Genomic DNA, 14,150 nt, shown 5'->3' with positions numbered 1-14,150 from the left:
AAATCACTCAACATAGACTTAGCGGGCAGCGGACAGCGGAGCAGTCGCATTAACGATTCATTGACCATAAAAAACTAAGAAAAATCATGCGGCTAATGAACCTTTACCGGCTCCTGGGCACCTCTCCGTCGAACTACGGAGAACGGCTCGGTGCGCGAGTTGAGAAGCGGCACCTCCTTACCGCGTTGGTGTTGGTGGCGCCGATCTTCGCGGGAGTTTCGCAGGCCTTCGCGCAGCAGGCGAATGCCCCCGGGTTCGATCCCCGACAGCCAGAGAAATACTTTGAAAACCAAACAGAGCAGGAATCTTTGGGCCGGCCTCCGGTGAAGCTGCCATCGGTCGGCCGCCCCAATACGGGCGGAGATACCAGGCCGCAGTTTGTGCTGCGCGGCATCGATGTCAGCGGCTCCCACGCCATCCCGCAGGACCGCATCGGCGCGACTTACCAGCCCTATCTCGGCAAGAAGGTCTCGCAAGCCGACCTCGCCACGATCGCAGGTGCGATCAGCGATCTCTACCGCGCCCAGGGCTTCCATCTGAGCCGGGCGATCGTGCCCCCGCAGGACATCGCCGACGGCCGGGTCCGGATCCAGGTGATCGAAGGCGCCATCGTCGAGGCCGAGCTGAAAGGCGATGGGGCCGAGCAGTTCGGCGTGAGGCCGGTGCTCGGGCCGGTCCTGGCCGAGCAGCCGTCACGCCTCGCGACGCTTGAACGCCAGCTCTTTCTCATCAACGGCAGGCCGGGCGTTCGGATCACCGATACCGCGCTGGAGGAGATCGGAGGTGCGACCGGTCGCTTCCGTCTCACCGTCTATTTGAAGACCTGGCACGTCTTCACCTCGTTCGGTCTGGACAATCTCGGCTCGTCGTCGGTCGGTCCCTGGCAGACCTATGCAACGGGCGCATTCAACTCCTACCTCACGCCCGGCGACGCGCTCGCGGTCAACCTCTCGACCGTCGCGAACGACCCGCGCGAGCTCGGCTTCGGACGGCTGTCCTATGACGCACCGGTCGGCGTCGACGGCGTGCGGCTTGGCGGATCCCTCCTCTACAGCGCCGTTCGACCGGGCGATGCCCGGCGCCTCGACAGCGACATCACCACGACCGAGGCGTTCGAACTGCGTGCCAGCATCGTCCCTCTACAGTCGCAATCATCCTCGCTGGTCCTGACTGCGGCGACGACCTTCAGCAACGTGTCGGAACACGACCTCTACGGTCCCTGGTACAATGACCACATCAGGACCGCGAGCCTCACTGCGGACTACCGCCTCCAGGATAATTTCGGCGGCACCAACTACACGACGATGACCTTTCGCCAGGGCCTCGACGTCTTCGGCGCCTCGCATTACGGCGACGATCTGCTGTCGCGGGACGGCGCGTCCTCGAATTTCTCGGTTCTGAACTTCTGGTTCACGCGCTACCAGACCCTCAACGACGCCTGGTCGCTAAAGCTGTCTGCGGCGAGCCAGACTGCGTCGCGGCCGCTGTTCACCTCACAGCAATTCTACCTTGGCGGCGCAGCCTTCGGCCGCGGCTATGGTTCGGCCGAGATCAGCGGCGACAACGGTCTCGCCGGCTCGCTCGAACTGCGCTTCGACCAGAAGCTCAATTTCCGCTACTGGAGCGGCTACCAGCTCTACGCCTTCGGCGACGCCGGCGCAGTCTGGAACGACGGCTATCGGCCGAGCGACGGCTTGGCGCTGACGTCAGCCGGCGCCGGCGTACGGTTCTTCCTGCCGCAGGATCTCCAGGCCGATCTCGCGGTGGCCGTGCCCTTGAGCTACCGCGCGCCGGACAATGAACGCCGCAGCCCCCGCTTCCTGTTTACCCTGTCGAGCGCGTTCAGGCTCTGCCCCGAACGCGGCAGAAACGGCTGTCTCTAACCAGGGGCGGCCCTCGATGCGGCCCATTTTGCGGCCTTCCTCACAGACTTGCCTAAATTTAATCCCGTAACGTGCTCACGATCGCTCGATCCGGGGGTTTTCAATAGCCATTTTCAGTCAAAAGTGATTGAGACGGAACCATGAAGAGGGTGTTTGCCATTCTGGCCTTTCTCTGCGTCCTTGCCGCGGGCCAGTACATTATCGTCAGCAAATTCGCGATCCGTCACGAGATGCTGTCATTGTTCGACGCTGCGCGTCAGCGGCCGATCTCTGTCGAGATTGCCGTGCGGCGCGACTACGAGGCGAAGGCGAATCTCGGCCTCTGGAAGCTTCCGGTCGCCATCATCAGCAATGGCAATACCGTCAAGGCCACCGAATATTCCTTCCTTGCCAACGTGCTTGCGGCCCGCGGGTATCTCGTCGCCAGCATCCAGCAGGATCTGCCGAGTGACCCGCCCCTGATGACCCATGTCGGCCAGCAATATGTCGGCCGGCGCGAAGTCTATATGCGGTGTGAGGCCAACATCCTCTACGTGCTGAACACGTTGAAGGAACGGCAGGCGAATGCCGACTACGACCACATCACGCTGGTCGGCCATTCCAACGGCGGCGACGTGTCCATGTATGTCGCAAAGCAGCATCCCGAGCTCGTGTCGAAGGTGATCACGCTCGACAATCTCCGGGTGCCTTTCGTCCTCAGCGACCGCATGAAGATCCTGTCGTTCCGCTCCAAGGATCCGCATTTCCAGACCGACCCTGGCGTGCTGCCTACACCGGAAGAGGCCAAGGCGCGCGGCATCGACATCATTCATACCGGTGCGCAGCACACCGAGATGAGCGATCGCGGCCCCGATGCGGTCAAGGAGAAGATCCAGGCAACGCTCGATCGCTTCCTGCGCGATAGTGCCAGCAGCGCGCTGGCGCCGGCCGATACGACCAGCCCGATGATCATGAATCCCGGCGACTACTAGCCTGCACGCTTTGCGGCAGATCAACGCAACTCCCCGCCGGCCACGATAGAAGGGCCATACAGCATCGGAGAGGCGCGTGTCGCACCATACCCAAAGGCTTGATACCGAGGGCCTTGGCCTGCCCCCAGCGAGGGTGCCGGGGTTTATGAGGCATCTCTATCGTTCGGCCCGCAGGCTGCTGCGGTCGATCATTGCCCGCATCGACCTCTCACAATTCCCGGGATCATGCTGCGGCTAGGTCGACGGCCTGCAATTGAATTTTGACAGGTGCTCGGATGCGCGAATACATGAGACGAACTTGGCTTCTGCTCGCGACAGTCTCGGGCCTCGGTGCGTTGCCTGCTCTTGCCGCCGACGCCGATCATGGGGCCGATCTCGCCCGGCGCTGGTGCGCAAGCTGTCATGTCGTGACAAGCAGCCAGACCCAGGCCAGTGCCGATGTGCCTTCCTTCGCCTCGGTTGCGCGCAGGCCTGATTTCAGTACGGAGAAACTTGCCTTCTTCCTGCTCGACCCGCATCCGAAAATGCCGAACTTTCCCTTGAGCCGGATCGAAGCCGCCGACATTGCCGCCTATATCGGATCGCTGCGTCCATAGACCGCGCCAGGCCCTCAAAGAGAAAATCCCTGCCGGGTGAACCGACAGGGATCAACAGAAAAGATGCAACTCCGGTGCCCATCATGGACCAGCACCGGAACTGAAATGCGCATCACGCCGCTCTACAAGATCGATTTGCAAGCAGACGACCGCACACGCCAAATCAGGACTTGCCTTGTCAGGACTTGCCCTTGCCCGGTTGCATGAAGTTGCCGGTCATCTGGCGCATGTGATCGCCGGCATTGGTGAACTGGCTGCGCAGGAACTCGGACTGGATTCGCATGGCTTCCTGAAGATCAGTTGCGTGAACCAGCCTGCGGGCATGCTCGAACGCCGCCTTCATGTTCTGTTCGGTAAAGGCGAGCGCCTGCTTGGACACGTCCGCGCCCGCTCCGGGAACAGATGACATTGATTTGGTGGCGGCATCGAAAAACATGCCGAATGCCTTCTCCGCCTGATCGATTGTCTTCTCGGCCAGGTCGCGCAGTTCTGCCGGTACTTCGAGCTTCGGTTCGATCATGGTCACACTCCTCCCCTTTTTCCTGACTAATTATCACATTTGTCGCATCGCCTTCCAGCGGCCAAGCTCTGGCGGCGGCCGTCATCTGGCAGTCTGCCTCAGGGCTGAAAGATGGACAAAGCGTAATGTCGGCCCGGCCGGGCTCAAGACAAGGGATGTTCGGGGAGAGTTTCGTCGGTGACGAGGTCTTCGACGAGCTTGATGACCTCGAAGCGCTGGCGGGGAGCAAGCTTGAGAAAGGCGCGCAGCAGGCGGAGACTCTCGACCGTACTGTTCGCGGGTGCGCCGAGCTTGAGGTGCAGTTCAGCCGCGAAATTGAGGTTTTTCATCTCGCACCTATGACAGGACTCGGCCCCTGGGGTCGGACGTCGGAGGCCCGATCGAGGACCAGACGCCGTCACCAAACGCCATGGCGACGACGAACTCTAGGTCAGGACATCTCAGCGTCTGACAGGCTGAGCTACGCATCTGAAGGGACTCGGCCCGACCCGAGAAGTTGTAATTATGGCAAGGAACAACCCCGTGGGCAAGCCAAACCGTAGGCCTTAGCGATGCTTCGTCGGCATCGTGCCACGGCAATTCCGGATAACAGGAATATGCGCCGCCGTCACCCACCTGCGTCAAGAAGCGCCATCAGTGACCACATGGCCCCGATCGCTGTCAATTGGACCTGCGTTTCATCTCGTTTCCGGTGTGAACGGAGATTGGCAACTGCCGGCTAGCGCTTCTTCAGCGTATACACGTAATCGTTGAGCCCGATTTCGGCGGTTGCATCGTCCACGAAATGAACGTCGATCTCGCAGCCGGTCTCCAGCGTCCTGATACTGGCCCCGGTGAAGCCGAGCGAAGCGGCAAGTGCCTTGGGATCGGCCTTTTTATCGGCGCGCTGCATCTCGTCGAACGCCCCCTGGAACAGCATGTCGGGACCGGAGGTCGTCACCTTGTATTGCGGCCTGGCGCAGGCAAATGGCCGCGGACCGGAGATTTCCCTGGCCTTCAAGACCACCGTCTTGCCCAGCAGCCGCGTGCGCTCGGTATCGTCAGGCTTGTGCTGCGGATCGGCCTAAGGCGCCACTACGGCCGTCGTCAAGGTCCAGCTTCCGACATAGAAGGGATCGGCCGCCACGGCGGCGCCAGTCGTGCCGAGAAAAGCAAACAAGCAAACGGTGCTGATGAATTTCATCCCATGAGTCCCCATGATTCTCTCTGCTTGGACTCGTCTCTCCGCATCATGGTTCATCATCGCCAATATTTCTCCCGTCATGAACCCTTGTTCAAGATCGTGCGACCAAGCGGTTGCGAAACGGCCACGCAAATCACGGGCGCCATGGCTGATGGACTGTTCGATTCGGGCGCGCGTCAGCAAAGGACGACGGCATGCTTTCTCGCTGCGATCTCATCAAGGGCGCCGCGGTTGCGCTTCTCACACTCTCGACACAGGACGCATGGGCGCAGGAGACCAAAATGAACCTTTTCAAGATCGTCACCGTCAAGGATGAGATCATCATCGGATTGTCGCCCGAAGAGCTCCAGGCGCTCGGCGGCAATGACGCGAGCGCGGTCGCGCACGCGCTTGCGCAGAAGGGCGATCTCACCGTCTGGCAGTACAACGTGCACCGCGGACAGAACGGTGAAATGCAGCAGGCCCCGACCGCCAAGATCGGCCTGCTGGCCAACGCCTCGCTCCGCGTCGAGCCCTACACCACGCCGTACCAGATCATGCCGCATCCATGAGAGGCGACGAAGGCGGGCCGGCGGCGCTAGCCGCCGGCCCCCTCATTCAGCGACGCCGCGCCGAAGCATCCGTTGCGAATCCATAGACCAGCGCCAGCCGGTCGAGGCATTCGCGAAAGCGCCGTGCAAAATAATCGTTCCAGCGCTGGGTGCGGACGGCGCGTCGCTGCCCAATCTGTTCCATGGTCAGGCCGAGCACCAGCACGTCGTGCACCAACGCAGCACCATCGGTGCCGAGTTCGCGTTCGACCCGGTTGAGCCGCAATACGGCCTGGCGCTGGCTCTCGGTCAAGGGCTCGCGGGAGCGCGCGCCGTCGACATATTCGCGGGTCGGATCCATGGCCTGAGGGCCCCGCTCCGCTCTCTCCCAGTCGTTCTGATAGGCGCGGCCACCTCGATATTGCGCCTCGTTGATCTGATGGTGCGCGTGCAGGCGGCCGAGCGGATCGTGGCGGATCGACCGCATGGCCACGATCTTCTCGTCGAGATCGAGTGCGAGAGGATTATCGACCTCGATTTCCGCCACTTCGGCATTGAACGGCAGCTCCCGCGACCGCCGATCGTGCAGTCCGGTCAATTTGTAAGACATGTTGCGTCTTGCACGTACCACTCGGAGACTCCTTGCAAATTGACATGGGAAGGGTTGGTGGCCGTGCGGGTCAGGCGGCGGAGACCAGCCTCAGCGCGACGGTGCCGGCGATGCGGCCGGCAGGAGTGCCGCAACTGCTGGCCAGATGCATATGCGGCGCGCAATAGCTCGAGCCCGGCTGACGCGGGTGACCGCAGAAGTTGATCTCCTCTCCCTCCTTGTCACCGCCATACGGATAGCGGCAATCACCCGGCTCGAGCTCGATCAGCGTGATCAGGCGCGGCCGGATACCAACGCAGCGCAACTTGACCGGACTGGCCGGCTTCAGTGCCGATGGCGGCGGCAGGTTGAGGCCGGGCACCGCGACGCAACGCGGCGGCAGCAGACAGGGTTCGCCTGGCAAGGACGGCACGATTGACGGACTCATCACCCGCTCGACCACTCCGAGTCCGAGCCGCTTGGCGCGACCAACCACCGCATTGCGCGTGTAAGCCGTTCCAAACCTTGCGTTTATCTCCTTTCCGATCTCCGCATATGACATCCCTTTGAAAAAATAGTCGCGAAGCGCGTCGGAATGCTCCGACGGCCAATGGCTCGGTTCCATGCTGCTGTCCTGTGATGTGCCTCGCGCGATCGCACGATCCGAAGGCGGAACACACATTCCGTTATTCCGAAGGCGAAGTCAAGCTGTAATTCTGATATTCATAATTGCATCAATTCCGAATTTCGGATTACAAGAGACTGCGCCATTGGCAATCGAGGGAATCACCATGTTGGACGTTGCAATGATCGAACGGGGCCTGGAGAAAACGGGCAAGAGCAAGGGCGGGTTGGCCGCTGCGATGGGCGTTCGTCCGGGCGCGGTGTCGGAAATCCTCGGTGGCGAACGCTTGGTGAAGGCTTCGGAAATCATTCCGATCATGGAATATCTCGAGCTCAACCTCGCGCCGATCATGGGCCGCGTCGGCGCCGGCGCCGTGATCGAACCGGATTTCGAGCAGGTTCCACCGGAGGGGCTCGGCGACATCGCGCTGCCCTTCCCGATCATGGAAGAGACGGTCGCCTTCGAGATCGTCGGCGATTCGATGCTGCCCAAATATGAAAGCGGCGATGTGATCGTGGTCTACAAGGACCAGCGTCATCCGCTGTCGAGCTTCTACGGTGAAGAGGCCGTGGTCCGGCTCAAAACCGGCGAGCGCTATTTGAAGACCATCGAGCGGGGCAAATCCCCCTCCGTCGTCAACCTCAACAGCTTCAACGCCAAGCCGATCGTCGGCGTCAAGCTCGACTGGGTCGGCGAGATCTGCCTGTCCATGCCCAAGGGCCAGCTCGAGCGGCTGCGCGCCAAGTCGGCCCGCCCGCGCAAGAAGGGCCGGTAATCCAGGATTTCCGAAATCAACCTTGACTTAATTCCGATTTTCGGAAATACTCTGCCGCGCACCCGACCATGGGCGCGGCAGGATCGGTTCATGCAGTATTTCGTCGTGATGATCGACTACGGGCGGCGCGGCCGCGAGGCGATCGTCGATCCCGAGATCACAAGGCGCGAGGTCATCTCCCGCATCAGCTCGGGCGAATACCAGAACATCTCGTTCATCCACGAAATCGCAGAGAACGCGGTCGAAGATGTCACCGAGGCGATTCTGACCGAGGCCTCCCTCCCCCAGGTTCCCCCTGAGGACATCGACCTCCAGGCAATCCGCCTCGATCACATCAGTGACTTGCGCAAGCACGAACGGACCTGACGCAGGCCAAAGCTGCCTGCGCCATCGCCCGATCCAGGATCACACCGTGAGCACGGTCGATCCCGTCGTCTTGCGCGCGGCGAGATCGGCGTGCGCTTTCGCGGCGTCCTTCAGTGCGTAGGTCTGGTGCACCTCGATCTTGACGGCACCGGACTTCACGACATCGAACAGCTCGTTGGCCATCGCGACCAGGTTCTCGCGCTTGGCGGCGTAAGTGAACAGCGTCGGGCGGGTGACGTAAAGCGAGCCCTTCTGCGCGAGCAGGCCGAGATTGAGCGGCTCGACCGCGCCCGAGGACGCGCCGAACAGCGCGGCAACGCCGAGCGGCGCGAGGCAGTCCAAAGACTTGAGGAATGTGTCCTTGCCGACGGAATCATAGACCACCGGCACCTTCTTGCCGCCGGTGATCTCGTCGACGCGCTTCACGAAATCCTCGCGCGTGTAGATGATGACATGGTCGCAGCCATGCGCCTTGGCGAGTCTTGCCTTCTCGTCGCTACTGACCGTGCCGATCACGGTCGCGCCGAGATGCTTCGCCCACTGACTGAGGATCAGGCCGACGCCGCCGGCGGCGGCATGCAGCAGAATGGTGTCACCGGCTTTCACGCGATAGGTCTGCCGGATCAGGTATTGCGTAGTCAGCCCCTTCAGCATCATCGCGGCCGCGGTCTTGTCATCGACCCCATCAGGCAGCTTCAACAGCCGGTCGGCGGGGATCAGCCGCGCCTCGGAATAGGCGCCGAGCGGTGATGCACCATAGGCGACGCGGTCACCCGGCTTCAGATCGGTAACGCCTGGTCCGACCTCCTCGACGACGCCCGCGGCCTCGCTGCCGAGCCCGCTCGGCAATTGCGCCGGATACACTCCCGAGCGGTTGTAGATATCGACGAAGTTGAGACCGACCGCGGTATGGCGGATGCGCGCCTCACCCTGCCCCGGCTTGCCGACATTGACCTCCTCCCAAACCAGGACTTCCGGACCGCCGGTCTTGTGAAAACGAATGGCATGGGTCATGGGCGTTGCTCCCTTATCGTTGCGTTGATGTTCCGAGAAAAGCAGGTCGGCCGGAGAAATAGGCATTTAATCCGCCCGTTCCAGCGTAGAAGACGTAACAAGAATGTCACAGCGAACGACAAACCCTCTCCGTTCCGTCTCTGTTCGAAAGAGTTGATGACGGCATCTGCTGCGACCAGCAGTAGCTTTCGCGCGGGGTTTGGTGGTCGCCTGCGAAGGAGAGCCGAGATGCCAGCTTATGTACAGCATCATCAGCACATCGAAATCGCGCCTGTGATTTGCCCGACATGCATGGGGTTCCTGCCGATGTATGTGCGCGAGGTCGAGCCGCACTGGAGCCTTGCCAAGATCGACTTCGTCTACGAATGCGCCGATTGCGGCGCCGAGGTCAGGCAGACCATCCGCAAGCCGGAGCTGCTGCAGCACTGACCGATCGGCCGCCGTTAGTATTTGCGCGGAGCGGAAAAACGATCGCTCGTGCGTATCAGGCCCGTCCCAAACGAGACTTGTTCTTTGCCGGCAACGCAGGCAGAACAAGCCCTAAGCAAGACCTTTGGGAGCGCCGTTTCGTGGCTGAACAGAAGGCCTCGACCTCGATCGAGGCAGTGGAGAGCGGCCTCGCCGCGCAGGGCTATATCGCGAGCCGGCAGATCGCGACCGCAGTCTATTTGTCGCAACAGATCGAAAAGCCGATCCTGGTCGAGGGCCCCGCGGGCGTCGGCAAGACCGAGCTTGCCAAGGCGATCGCCGCCTGGCGCGGCAAGAAGATGATCCGCCTGCAATGCTACGAAGGCCTCGACGAGGCCAAGGCGCTCTATGAGTGGAAATACGCCAAGCAGCTGCTCTACACGCAGATCCTCAAGGACAAGCTCGGCGAAGTCCTTGGCGGCGCGCAGACGCTGCACGCAGCCCTCGACCAGCTCCACGATTTCGGCGACGTGTTCTTCTCCAAGGAATTCGTCGAGCCGCGGCCGCTGCTCCAGGCGCTGGAGCAGCCGGGCGGCTGCGTGCTGCTGATCGACGAAATCGACAAGTCGGATGCCGAATTCGAATCGTTGCTGCTGGAAATCCTCTCCGACTTCCAGGTCACGATTCCCGAGCTCGGCACCGTCTCCGCGATCACGCCGCCGACGGTGATCCTCACCTCCAACAGCGAACGCGATCTCGGCGACGCCCTGAAGCGGCGCTGCTTGCATCTGCATATCGGCTTCCCCGAGCAGCGCCTTGAAGAGCGCATCGTCGAAAGCCGCGTGCCCGGCATCTCGCAAACGTTGCGTCGACAGATGGTCGGCTTCATTCACGAGATCCGCTCGCTCGATCTGAAGAAGCTGCCCTCGGTCAGCGAAACCATCGACTGGGCGCGCGTGCTGGTGCTGCTCCAGGCTTCCGAGCTCGACACCGAGATCGTCAAGGACACCCTCAACGTGCTCCTGAAATACGAGGCCGATATCGAAGCCGCGACGCCGCAGATAACGACCTTCATTGCCAAGGCGGCACGGTCCAACGTCTTCGGTTGACGCCGATGCGCGAGAACCTTTATCGTTTCTTTCGGGCGGCGCGGGGCGCAGGCGTCCATGTCTCGCCAGCCGAGAGCATCGATGCGATGCGTGCAGTCGCGCAGGTCGGCATCACCGACCGCGCCATTCTGCGCGACGCGCTGCTCCTGACGCTCGCCAAGTCGCAGGACGAGAAGCTCGCGCTTGGTGACTGCTTTGACTTGTTCTTCAGCCAGCCGGAGCCGCGCCAGGATCAGCCTGAGGCGAACAACGAAGACGACGCTTCACCGAGCCCGGATCAGTCGCCATCATCCGGCTCGGTCAGCGAACCCGGCGAAGGCCAGCCTCCCGAGGGGCTAGGCTCGCTAGCGCAGATGCTGCTCTCGCAGGATCGCAACGCGATCTCAGCCGCGATCGCCAGCGCCTCCGGTGCAGCCTCCCTGTCCGACATTCGCTATTCGACCCAACGCGGCATCTTCTCCAGCCGCATCCTCGACGCCATGGGCCTCCAGCGCCTGCGCGACGATCTCGATGAGCTCACCGGGACGAACCCGTCGCTGGCCGAGCGCCTGCGCGCCGCGCTCGACGCCCTACGCGAAGCGGTCCGTGACACCGTCTCTCACGGACTAGCGCTTTATGCCCGAGAGGAGGCCGAAAACCTCCGCAACGAAATCCTGCGCAACGCACCGCTGTCTCGCATCGAGCGGCGCCAAGTCGCGGAGATGCGCGCTCTCATCCGCCAGATCGCGCGCCGCCTGCGTGAGCGCTATTCGAAGCCGCGCAAGCGCCAGCGCCGCGGTCATCTCGACGTCCGCCGTACGCTGCGCCGCAACGCCGCCTGGGGCGGCGTCCCCTTCCTCACCGCCTGGAAGCGCAAGCACCGCGACCGGCCGAAGATCGTGGCACTGTGCGACGTCTCCGGTTCGGTCGCGCAGGTTTCTGATTTCTTCCTGCTCCTGATCCACTCGCTGCATGAGGTCGTCGACGACGTCCGCTCCTTTGCATTCTCGTCCCATCTGATCGAGGTCAGCGAGATCCTGGAAAAGAAGCCGCCCGAAGAGGCGATGGCCGAAATCATGTCCAAGGTCGGCTTCGGCTCGTCCGACTACGGCTCTTCGCTGGTCGATTTCGAGCACGATTTCATGAGCACGCTGACACCGCAGACCACGGTGATCGTGCTCGGCGACGCCCGCAGCAACAATCTCGATCCGCGCGCAGATATTCTGCGCCGAATCTCCGAACGCTCGAAACGGCTGGTCTGGCTCAATCCCGAAGGACGGCTCGCTTGGGGCTTTGGCGATTCAGAGATGCCGCGCTATGCGACCTTTTGCAGCGTGGTGCGGCAGTGCGCCACCGCGCAGCAGCTCGAGCGCGCAGTGTCCGATATCGTTGCGACATATCAGTAGGTCTCGGACTGGCAGCGAACGTCAGTTTCGCGCAAGCTCCGCGTGAGCGACGTTGCACTCGCGAAAGTGATAGGCAATTTCGTCGAGCGCACGCTGTTCCCATTCCTGGGCCTGCGCGAGCCAGAACACCCGACGCTCAAAATCGCGCGCGGCCCGCTCCCGGCACAGGGATTCCTGACAGCGAATTTCCACCAGCCTGTTCATGCACTCACACTCCTTGTCGTGTGAAGCCATTCCCCAAGAATCAGCCTAGCAGAGTCACGAACCCAGCGTCTCACCAATTCTGTGTGCATATCGCGTTCTGTGCATATCGCGACGCAGAATGAGACAGCAGCGCTTTCCATGCACTGCGGCTGTCGCAGCGCAACATCAAATGAACATCATCAATTAGTGATCAGCGATCCGGACGATAATCCCCTCCATGCGATCTTAACTATTGTGGCGCAACAGACTGCGGCAATTCGTGAAGAGACGTTCTCGACAGCTCACCGAATTCCCGACTCATTGTCGTCGCATGGTCTTCATGCAGCGCCGCTAACAGGGGCGCGCGAACGTGACTATCGCTCGAGGCAACATGAACGACGATTTCGACTTCGATCTTTCGCCGGATCAATGGGCTGCTTTGCGTACGCTTCGTAACCCTCTCACGAACAGTCGTCTTTCGAAGGCCTATCTGGTCGACAGCCTCGTCAAGCTTGGTCTCGTCGTCATCGCTGACGGCGTGCCAGCGATGACGCCGATGGGACGCAAGGCGCTGGTGCGCGGATCGTGTCGGCTACTGGATCTCGCGGCGTAACACTTGCGTCAAAATATCTGCGCGATCACGATCGCGTAGGCGATGAACACGACGCCAAGCCCCCACACCATCGCCGGAATCTGCGACCGCCGGCCGACCGCCACTTCCAGAGCGACGTAGCTCAGCGTGCCCAAGGCCATCCCGTTGATAAGGTTGTTGGTCAGCACGGTGACCAGCAGCGTCAGCACGATCGGAACCGCATTGACGAGATCGGTCATGTCGATGCGAGCGAGACCCTGCATCATCAGCACGCCGACGAGCACCAGCGCGGGGGCGGTAGCTTGCGGCGGGATGATGACGAAGATCGGCCAGAAGAACAGAGCGAGGCAAAAGAACGCCGCCACCGTCACCGAGGTCAGGCCGGTACGCCCTCCGGCCTGTACGCCGGTGATGGATTCGATATAGGCCGTCACGACCGACGTGCCGAGCAGCGGACCGACGATGGACGCCGTTGCATCGGTCGCAAATGCGGCGGTGGCGTTCGGGATCGAGCCGTCGGGTTTGCGCAGATTGGCCGCACCCGTGACGCCAATCAGCGTGCCCAGGGTCGAAAAGAATTCGGCGCAGAGGAAATAGAACAGCAGCGGCAACGCCACGACGAAATGGCTGAAGAGATAGCCGACGTCGAGCGCCATGAAGGTGCTGGTCGGCCAGCGCGGCCACGACAGGATGGCCGATGGCATCGATGTCACCATCTTACCATTGGCGCCGGGAACGAAAAAGCCGATCAGGGTCAACAACGCGATCGACAGGATCAGCGCCGCCGGCACCCGGCGCGCCACCAGCACCGGCGTGAGCAGGAGGCCGAACAGCGTCAACAGCACCGCCGGGCTTCGCAGGGATCCCATGGCGATGTAGGTCGACGGATTCTGGACGACGAATCCGGCGCCGCGCAGCGCGATGAAGACGATGAGGGTTCCGACTGCCGCCTGGATGCCGATCTTCAGCGCTTCCGGTACGTCCTTCGCAACTTTCTCGCGCAGCTTCGACAGGCTGAGGATCAGGAACAGCACGCCCGTCAAAGCAACCATGGCAAGCGCACCCTGCCAGGGCATGCCCATCTGCTTGACGATGACATAGGTGAAGATGACATTCGACCCCATCGCGGGCGCAACCGCGAGCGGGAGATTGGCCCAAAGCCCCATCATCACCGAGCCGAAGATCGCGGCGAGCGCCGTGGCGCTGACGAGATCGGCGCGATCCATTCCGGCATTGGACATGATGGCCGGGTTCACGGCGATGATATAGGCCATCGCTGCGAACGTGGTCGCTCCGGCCATCACCTCGTGGCCGACGCTCGTGCCCCGCTCGGTGAGGCCAAAGAAGCGATCGAGCGGTCCGGCCACAGCGCGCGGCGCCGGCTCTGCGGAAGCGGCCTGCGGCTTCGTCATCTCGTCCAT

General features: G+C 62.0%; 18 protein-coding genes. 10 read left to right on the top strand and 8 right to left on the bottom strand.

Annotated features, from left to right (window positions below):
• Positions 1-86: 86 nt before the first annotated feature.
• The 3 genes from ACWAT4_RS13335 to ACWAT4_RS13325 all read left to right on the top strand — a co-directional run bounded on the left by ACWAT4_RS13335 (position 87) and on the right by ACWAT4_RS13325 (position 3,450).
• Positions 87-1,883: a ShlB/FhaC/HecB family hemolysin secretion/activation protein gene (locus tag ACWAT4_RS13335; RefSeq protein ID WP_449730732.1), complete on the top strand. Its 1,797-nt coding sequence runs from the start codon at positions 87-89 to the stop codon at positions 1,881-1,883.
• A gap of 140 nt (positions 1,884-2,023) precedes the next feature.
• A complete protein-coding gene (locus ACWAT4_RS13330) occupies positions 2,024-2,854 on the top strand; it encodes an alpha/beta hydrolase (protein WP_212301386.1) in 831 nt (276 codons plus the stop codon).
• A 287-nt stretch (positions 2,855-3,141) separates the two neighbouring features.
• Positions 3,142-3,450, top strand: coding sequence for a c-type cytochrome (locus ACWAT4_RS13325; RefSeq protein WP_433995266.1), 309 nt, complete (start codon positions 3,142-3,144; stop codon positions 3,448-3,450).
• 178 nt (positions 3,451-3,628) lie between these two features.
• Here ACWAT4_RS13325 and ACWAT4_RS13320 read toward each other — a convergent pair whose 3' ends face one another.
• The 3 genes from ACWAT4_RS13320 to ACWAT4_RS13310 form a co-directional block, all read right to left on the bottom strand.
• A complete protein-coding gene (locus ACWAT4_RS13320; protein ID WP_449730731.1) occupies positions 3,629-3,970 on the bottom strand; it encodes a phasin in 342 nt (113 codons plus the stop codon).
• Positions 3,971-4,113: 143 nt separating this feature from the next.
• Complete coding sequence (locus tag ACWAT4_RS13315) at positions 4,114-4,299, bottom strand: hypothetical protein (protein ID WP_045006686.1); 186 nt, start codon at positions 4,297-4,299, stop codon at positions 4,114-4,116.
• A 389-nt stretch (positions 4,300-4,688) separates the two neighbouring features.
• Positions 4,689-4,970: a hypothetical protein gene (locus tag ACWAT4_RS13310; RefSeq protein WP_449730730.1), complete on the bottom strand. Its 282-nt coding sequence runs from the start codon at positions 4,968-4,970 to the stop codon at positions 4,689-4,691.
• Between the two features lie 377 nt (positions 4,971-5,347).
• Here ACWAT4_RS13310 and ACWAT4_RS13305 point away from each other — a divergent pair, with 377 nt between their 5' ends.
• Positions 5,348-5,704: a hypothetical protein gene (locus tag ACWAT4_RS13305; RefSeq protein WP_449730729.1), complete on the top strand. Its 357-nt coding sequence runs from the start codon at positions 5,348-5,350 to the stop codon at positions 5,702-5,704.
• Positions 5,705-5,750: 46 nt separating this feature from the next.
• Here ACWAT4_RS13305 and ACWAT4_RS13300 read toward each other — a convergent pair whose 3' ends face one another.
• Together ACWAT4_RS13300 and ACWAT4_RS13295 are read right to left on the bottom strand one after the other, a co-directional pair.
• Positions 5,751-6,314 carry a hypothetical protein gene (locus tag ACWAT4_RS13300; protein ID WP_449730728.1) on the bottom strand — a complete coding sequence of 188 codons (564 nt, stop codon included), beginning with the start codon at positions 6,312-6,314 and terminating at the stop codon, positions 5,751-5,753.
• Positions 6,315-6,363: 49 nt separating this feature from the next.
• The gene (locus ACWAT4_RS13295; protein WP_449730727.1) at positions 6,364-6,897 is read right to left on the bottom strand and encodes a GcrA family cell cycle regulator; all 534 of its coding nucleotides are present in this window, start codon (positions 6,895-6,897) and stop codon (positions 6,364-6,366) included.
• A 166-nt stretch (positions 6,898-7,063) separates the two neighbouring features.
• Between ACWAT4_RS13295 and ACWAT4_RS13290 the strand changes: the two genes are divergently transcribed.
• Positions 7,064-7,672, top strand: coding sequence for a S24 family peptidase (locus ACWAT4_RS13290; protein WP_212301392.1), 609 nt, complete (start codon positions 7,064-7,066; stop codon positions 7,670-7,672).
• Positions 7,673-7,762: 90 nt separating this feature from the next.
• Positions 7,763-8,038 carry a hypothetical protein gene (locus ACWAT4_RS13285; RefSeq protein WP_212301393.1) on the top strand — a complete coding sequence of 92 codons (276 nt, stop codon included), beginning with the start codon at positions 7,763-7,765 and terminating at the stop codon, positions 8,036-8,038.
• Positions 8,039-8,077: 39 nt separating this feature from the next.
• Here the strand turns inward: ACWAT4_RS13285 and ACWAT4_RS13280 are convergent, their stop codons facing one another.
• Positions 8,078-9,052, bottom strand: a complete 975-nt coding sequence (locus ACWAT4_RS13280) for a quinone oxidoreductase family protein (RefSeq protein WP_212301394.1) — start codon at positions 9,050-9,052, stop codon at positions 8,078-8,080.
• Positions 9,053-9,280: 228 nt separating this feature from the next.
• Between ACWAT4_RS13280 and ACWAT4_RS13275 the strand changes: the two genes are divergently transcribed.
• The 3 genes from ACWAT4_RS13275 (at position 9,281) to ACWAT4_RS13265 (ending at position 11,954) form a co-directional block, all read left to right on the top strand.
• Complete coding sequence (locus tag ACWAT4_RS13275) at positions 9,281-9,481, top strand: hypothetical protein (RefSeq protein WP_212301395.1); 201 nt, start codon at positions 9,281-9,283, stop codon at positions 9,479-9,481.
• Positions 9,482-9,621: 140 nt separating this feature from the next.
• Positions 9,622-10,569, top strand: a complete 948-nt coding sequence (locus ACWAT4_RS13270) for an AAA family ATPase (protein WP_212301396.1) — start codon at positions 9,622-9,624, stop codon at positions 10,567-10,569.
• Positions 10,570-10,574: 5 nt separating this feature from the next.
• Positions 10,575-11,954, top strand: coding sequence for a vWA domain-containing protein (locus ACWAT4_RS13265; protein WP_449730726.1), 1,380 nt, complete (start codon positions 10,575-10,577; stop codon positions 11,952-11,954).
• A 21-nt stretch (positions 11,955-11,975) separates the two neighbouring features.
• Here ACWAT4_RS13265 and ACWAT4_RS13260 read toward each other — a convergent pair whose 3' ends face one another.
• Complete coding sequence (locus ACWAT4_RS13260) at positions 11,976-12,158, bottom strand: hypothetical protein (protein ID WP_212301398.1); 183 nt, start codon at positions 12,156-12,158, stop codon at positions 11,976-11,978.
• A gap of 370 nt (positions 12,159-12,528) precedes the next feature.
• Between ACWAT4_RS13260 and ACWAT4_RS13255 the strand changes: the two genes are divergently transcribed.
• Positions 12,529-12,750 (top strand): helix-turn-helix domain-containing protein, encoded by a 222-nt coding sequence (locus ACWAT4_RS13255; protein ID WP_212301399.1) that lies wholly within the window; start codon positions 12,529-12,531, stop codon positions 12,748-12,750.
• Positions 12,751-12,758: 8 nt separating this feature from the next.
• Here the strand turns inward: ACWAT4_RS13255 and ACWAT4_RS13250 are convergent, their stop codons facing one another.
• Positions 12,759-14,150 carry an NCS2 family permease gene (locus tag ACWAT4_RS13250; protein ID WP_449730725.1) on the bottom strand — a complete coding sequence of 464 codons (1,392 nt, stop codon included), beginning with the start codon at positions 14,148-14,150 and terminating at the stop codon, positions 12,759-12,761.

The sequence above is a fragment of the Bradyrhizobium sp. T-1 genome (assembly GCF_053592855.1).
The sequence above is the reverse complement of the archived record's forward strand: the minus strand, read 5'-3'. Positions and strand labels throughout refer to the sequence as shown.

Bases quoted from the DNA above. Each gene is read 5' to 3' on its own strand.
- ACWAT4_RS13260 (WP_212301398.1), bottom strand. From the start codon at position 12,158: ATGAACAGGCTGGTGGAAATTCGCTGTCAGGAATCCCTGTGCCGGGAG.
- ACWAT4_RS13325 (WP_433995266.1), top strand. From the start codon at position 3,142: ATGAGACGAACTTGGCTTCTGCTCGCGACAGTCTCGGGCCTCGGTGCG.
- ACWAT4_RS13320 (WP_449730731.1), bottom strand. From the start codon at position 3,970: ATGATCGAACCGAAGCTCGAAGTACCGGCAGAACTGCGCGACCTGGCC.
- ACWAT4_RS13330 (WP_212301386.1), top strand. From the start codon at position 2,024: ATGAAGAGGGTGTTTGCCATTCTGGCCTTTCTCTGCGTCCTTGCCGCG.
- ACWAT4_RS13295 (WP_449730727.1), bottom strand. From the start codon at position 6,897: ATGGAACCGAGCCATTGGCCGTCGGAGCATTCCGACGCGCTTCGCGAC.
- ACWAT4_RS13335 (WP_449730732.1), top strand. From the start codon at position 87: ATGCGGCTAATGAACCTTTACCGGCTCCTGGGCACCTCTCCGTCGAAC.
- ACWAT4_RS13285 (WP_212301393.1), top strand. From the start codon at position 7,763: ATGCAGTATTTCGTCGTGATGATCGACTACGGGCGGCGCGGCCGCGAG.
- ACWAT4_RS13265 (WP_449730726.1), top strand. From the start codon at position 10,575: ATGCGCGAGAACCTTTATCGTTTCTTTCGGGCGGCGCGGGGCGCAGGC.
- ACWAT4_RS13290 (WP_212301392.1), top strand. From the start codon at position 7,064: ATGTTGGACGTTGCAATGATCGAACGGGGCCTGGAGAAAACGGGCAAG.
- ACWAT4_RS13250 (WP_449730725.1), bottom strand. From the start codon at position 14,150: ATGGACGAGATGACGAAGCCGCAGGCCGCTTCCGCAGAGCCGGCGCCG.
- ACWAT4_RS13275 (WP_212301395.1), top strand. From the start codon at position 9,281: ATGCCAGCTTATGTACAGCATCATCAGCACATCGAAATCGCGCCTGTG.
- ACWAT4_RS13305 (WP_449730729.1), top strand. From the start codon at position 5,348: ATGCTTTCTCGCTGCGATCTCATCAAGGGCGCCGCGGTTGCGCTTCTC.
- ACWAT4_RS13315 (WP_045006686.1), bottom strand. From the start codon at position 4,299: ATGAAAAACCTCAATTTCGCGGCTGAACTGCACCTCAAGCTCGGCGCA.
- ACWAT4_RS13280 (WP_212301394.1), bottom strand. From the start codon at position 9,052: ATGACCCATGCCATTCGTTTTCACAAGACCGGCGGTCCGGAAGTCCTG.
- ACWAT4_RS13255 (WP_212301399.1), top strand. From the start codon at position 12,529: ATGAACGACGATTTCGACTTCGATCTTTCGCCGGATCAATGGGCTGCT.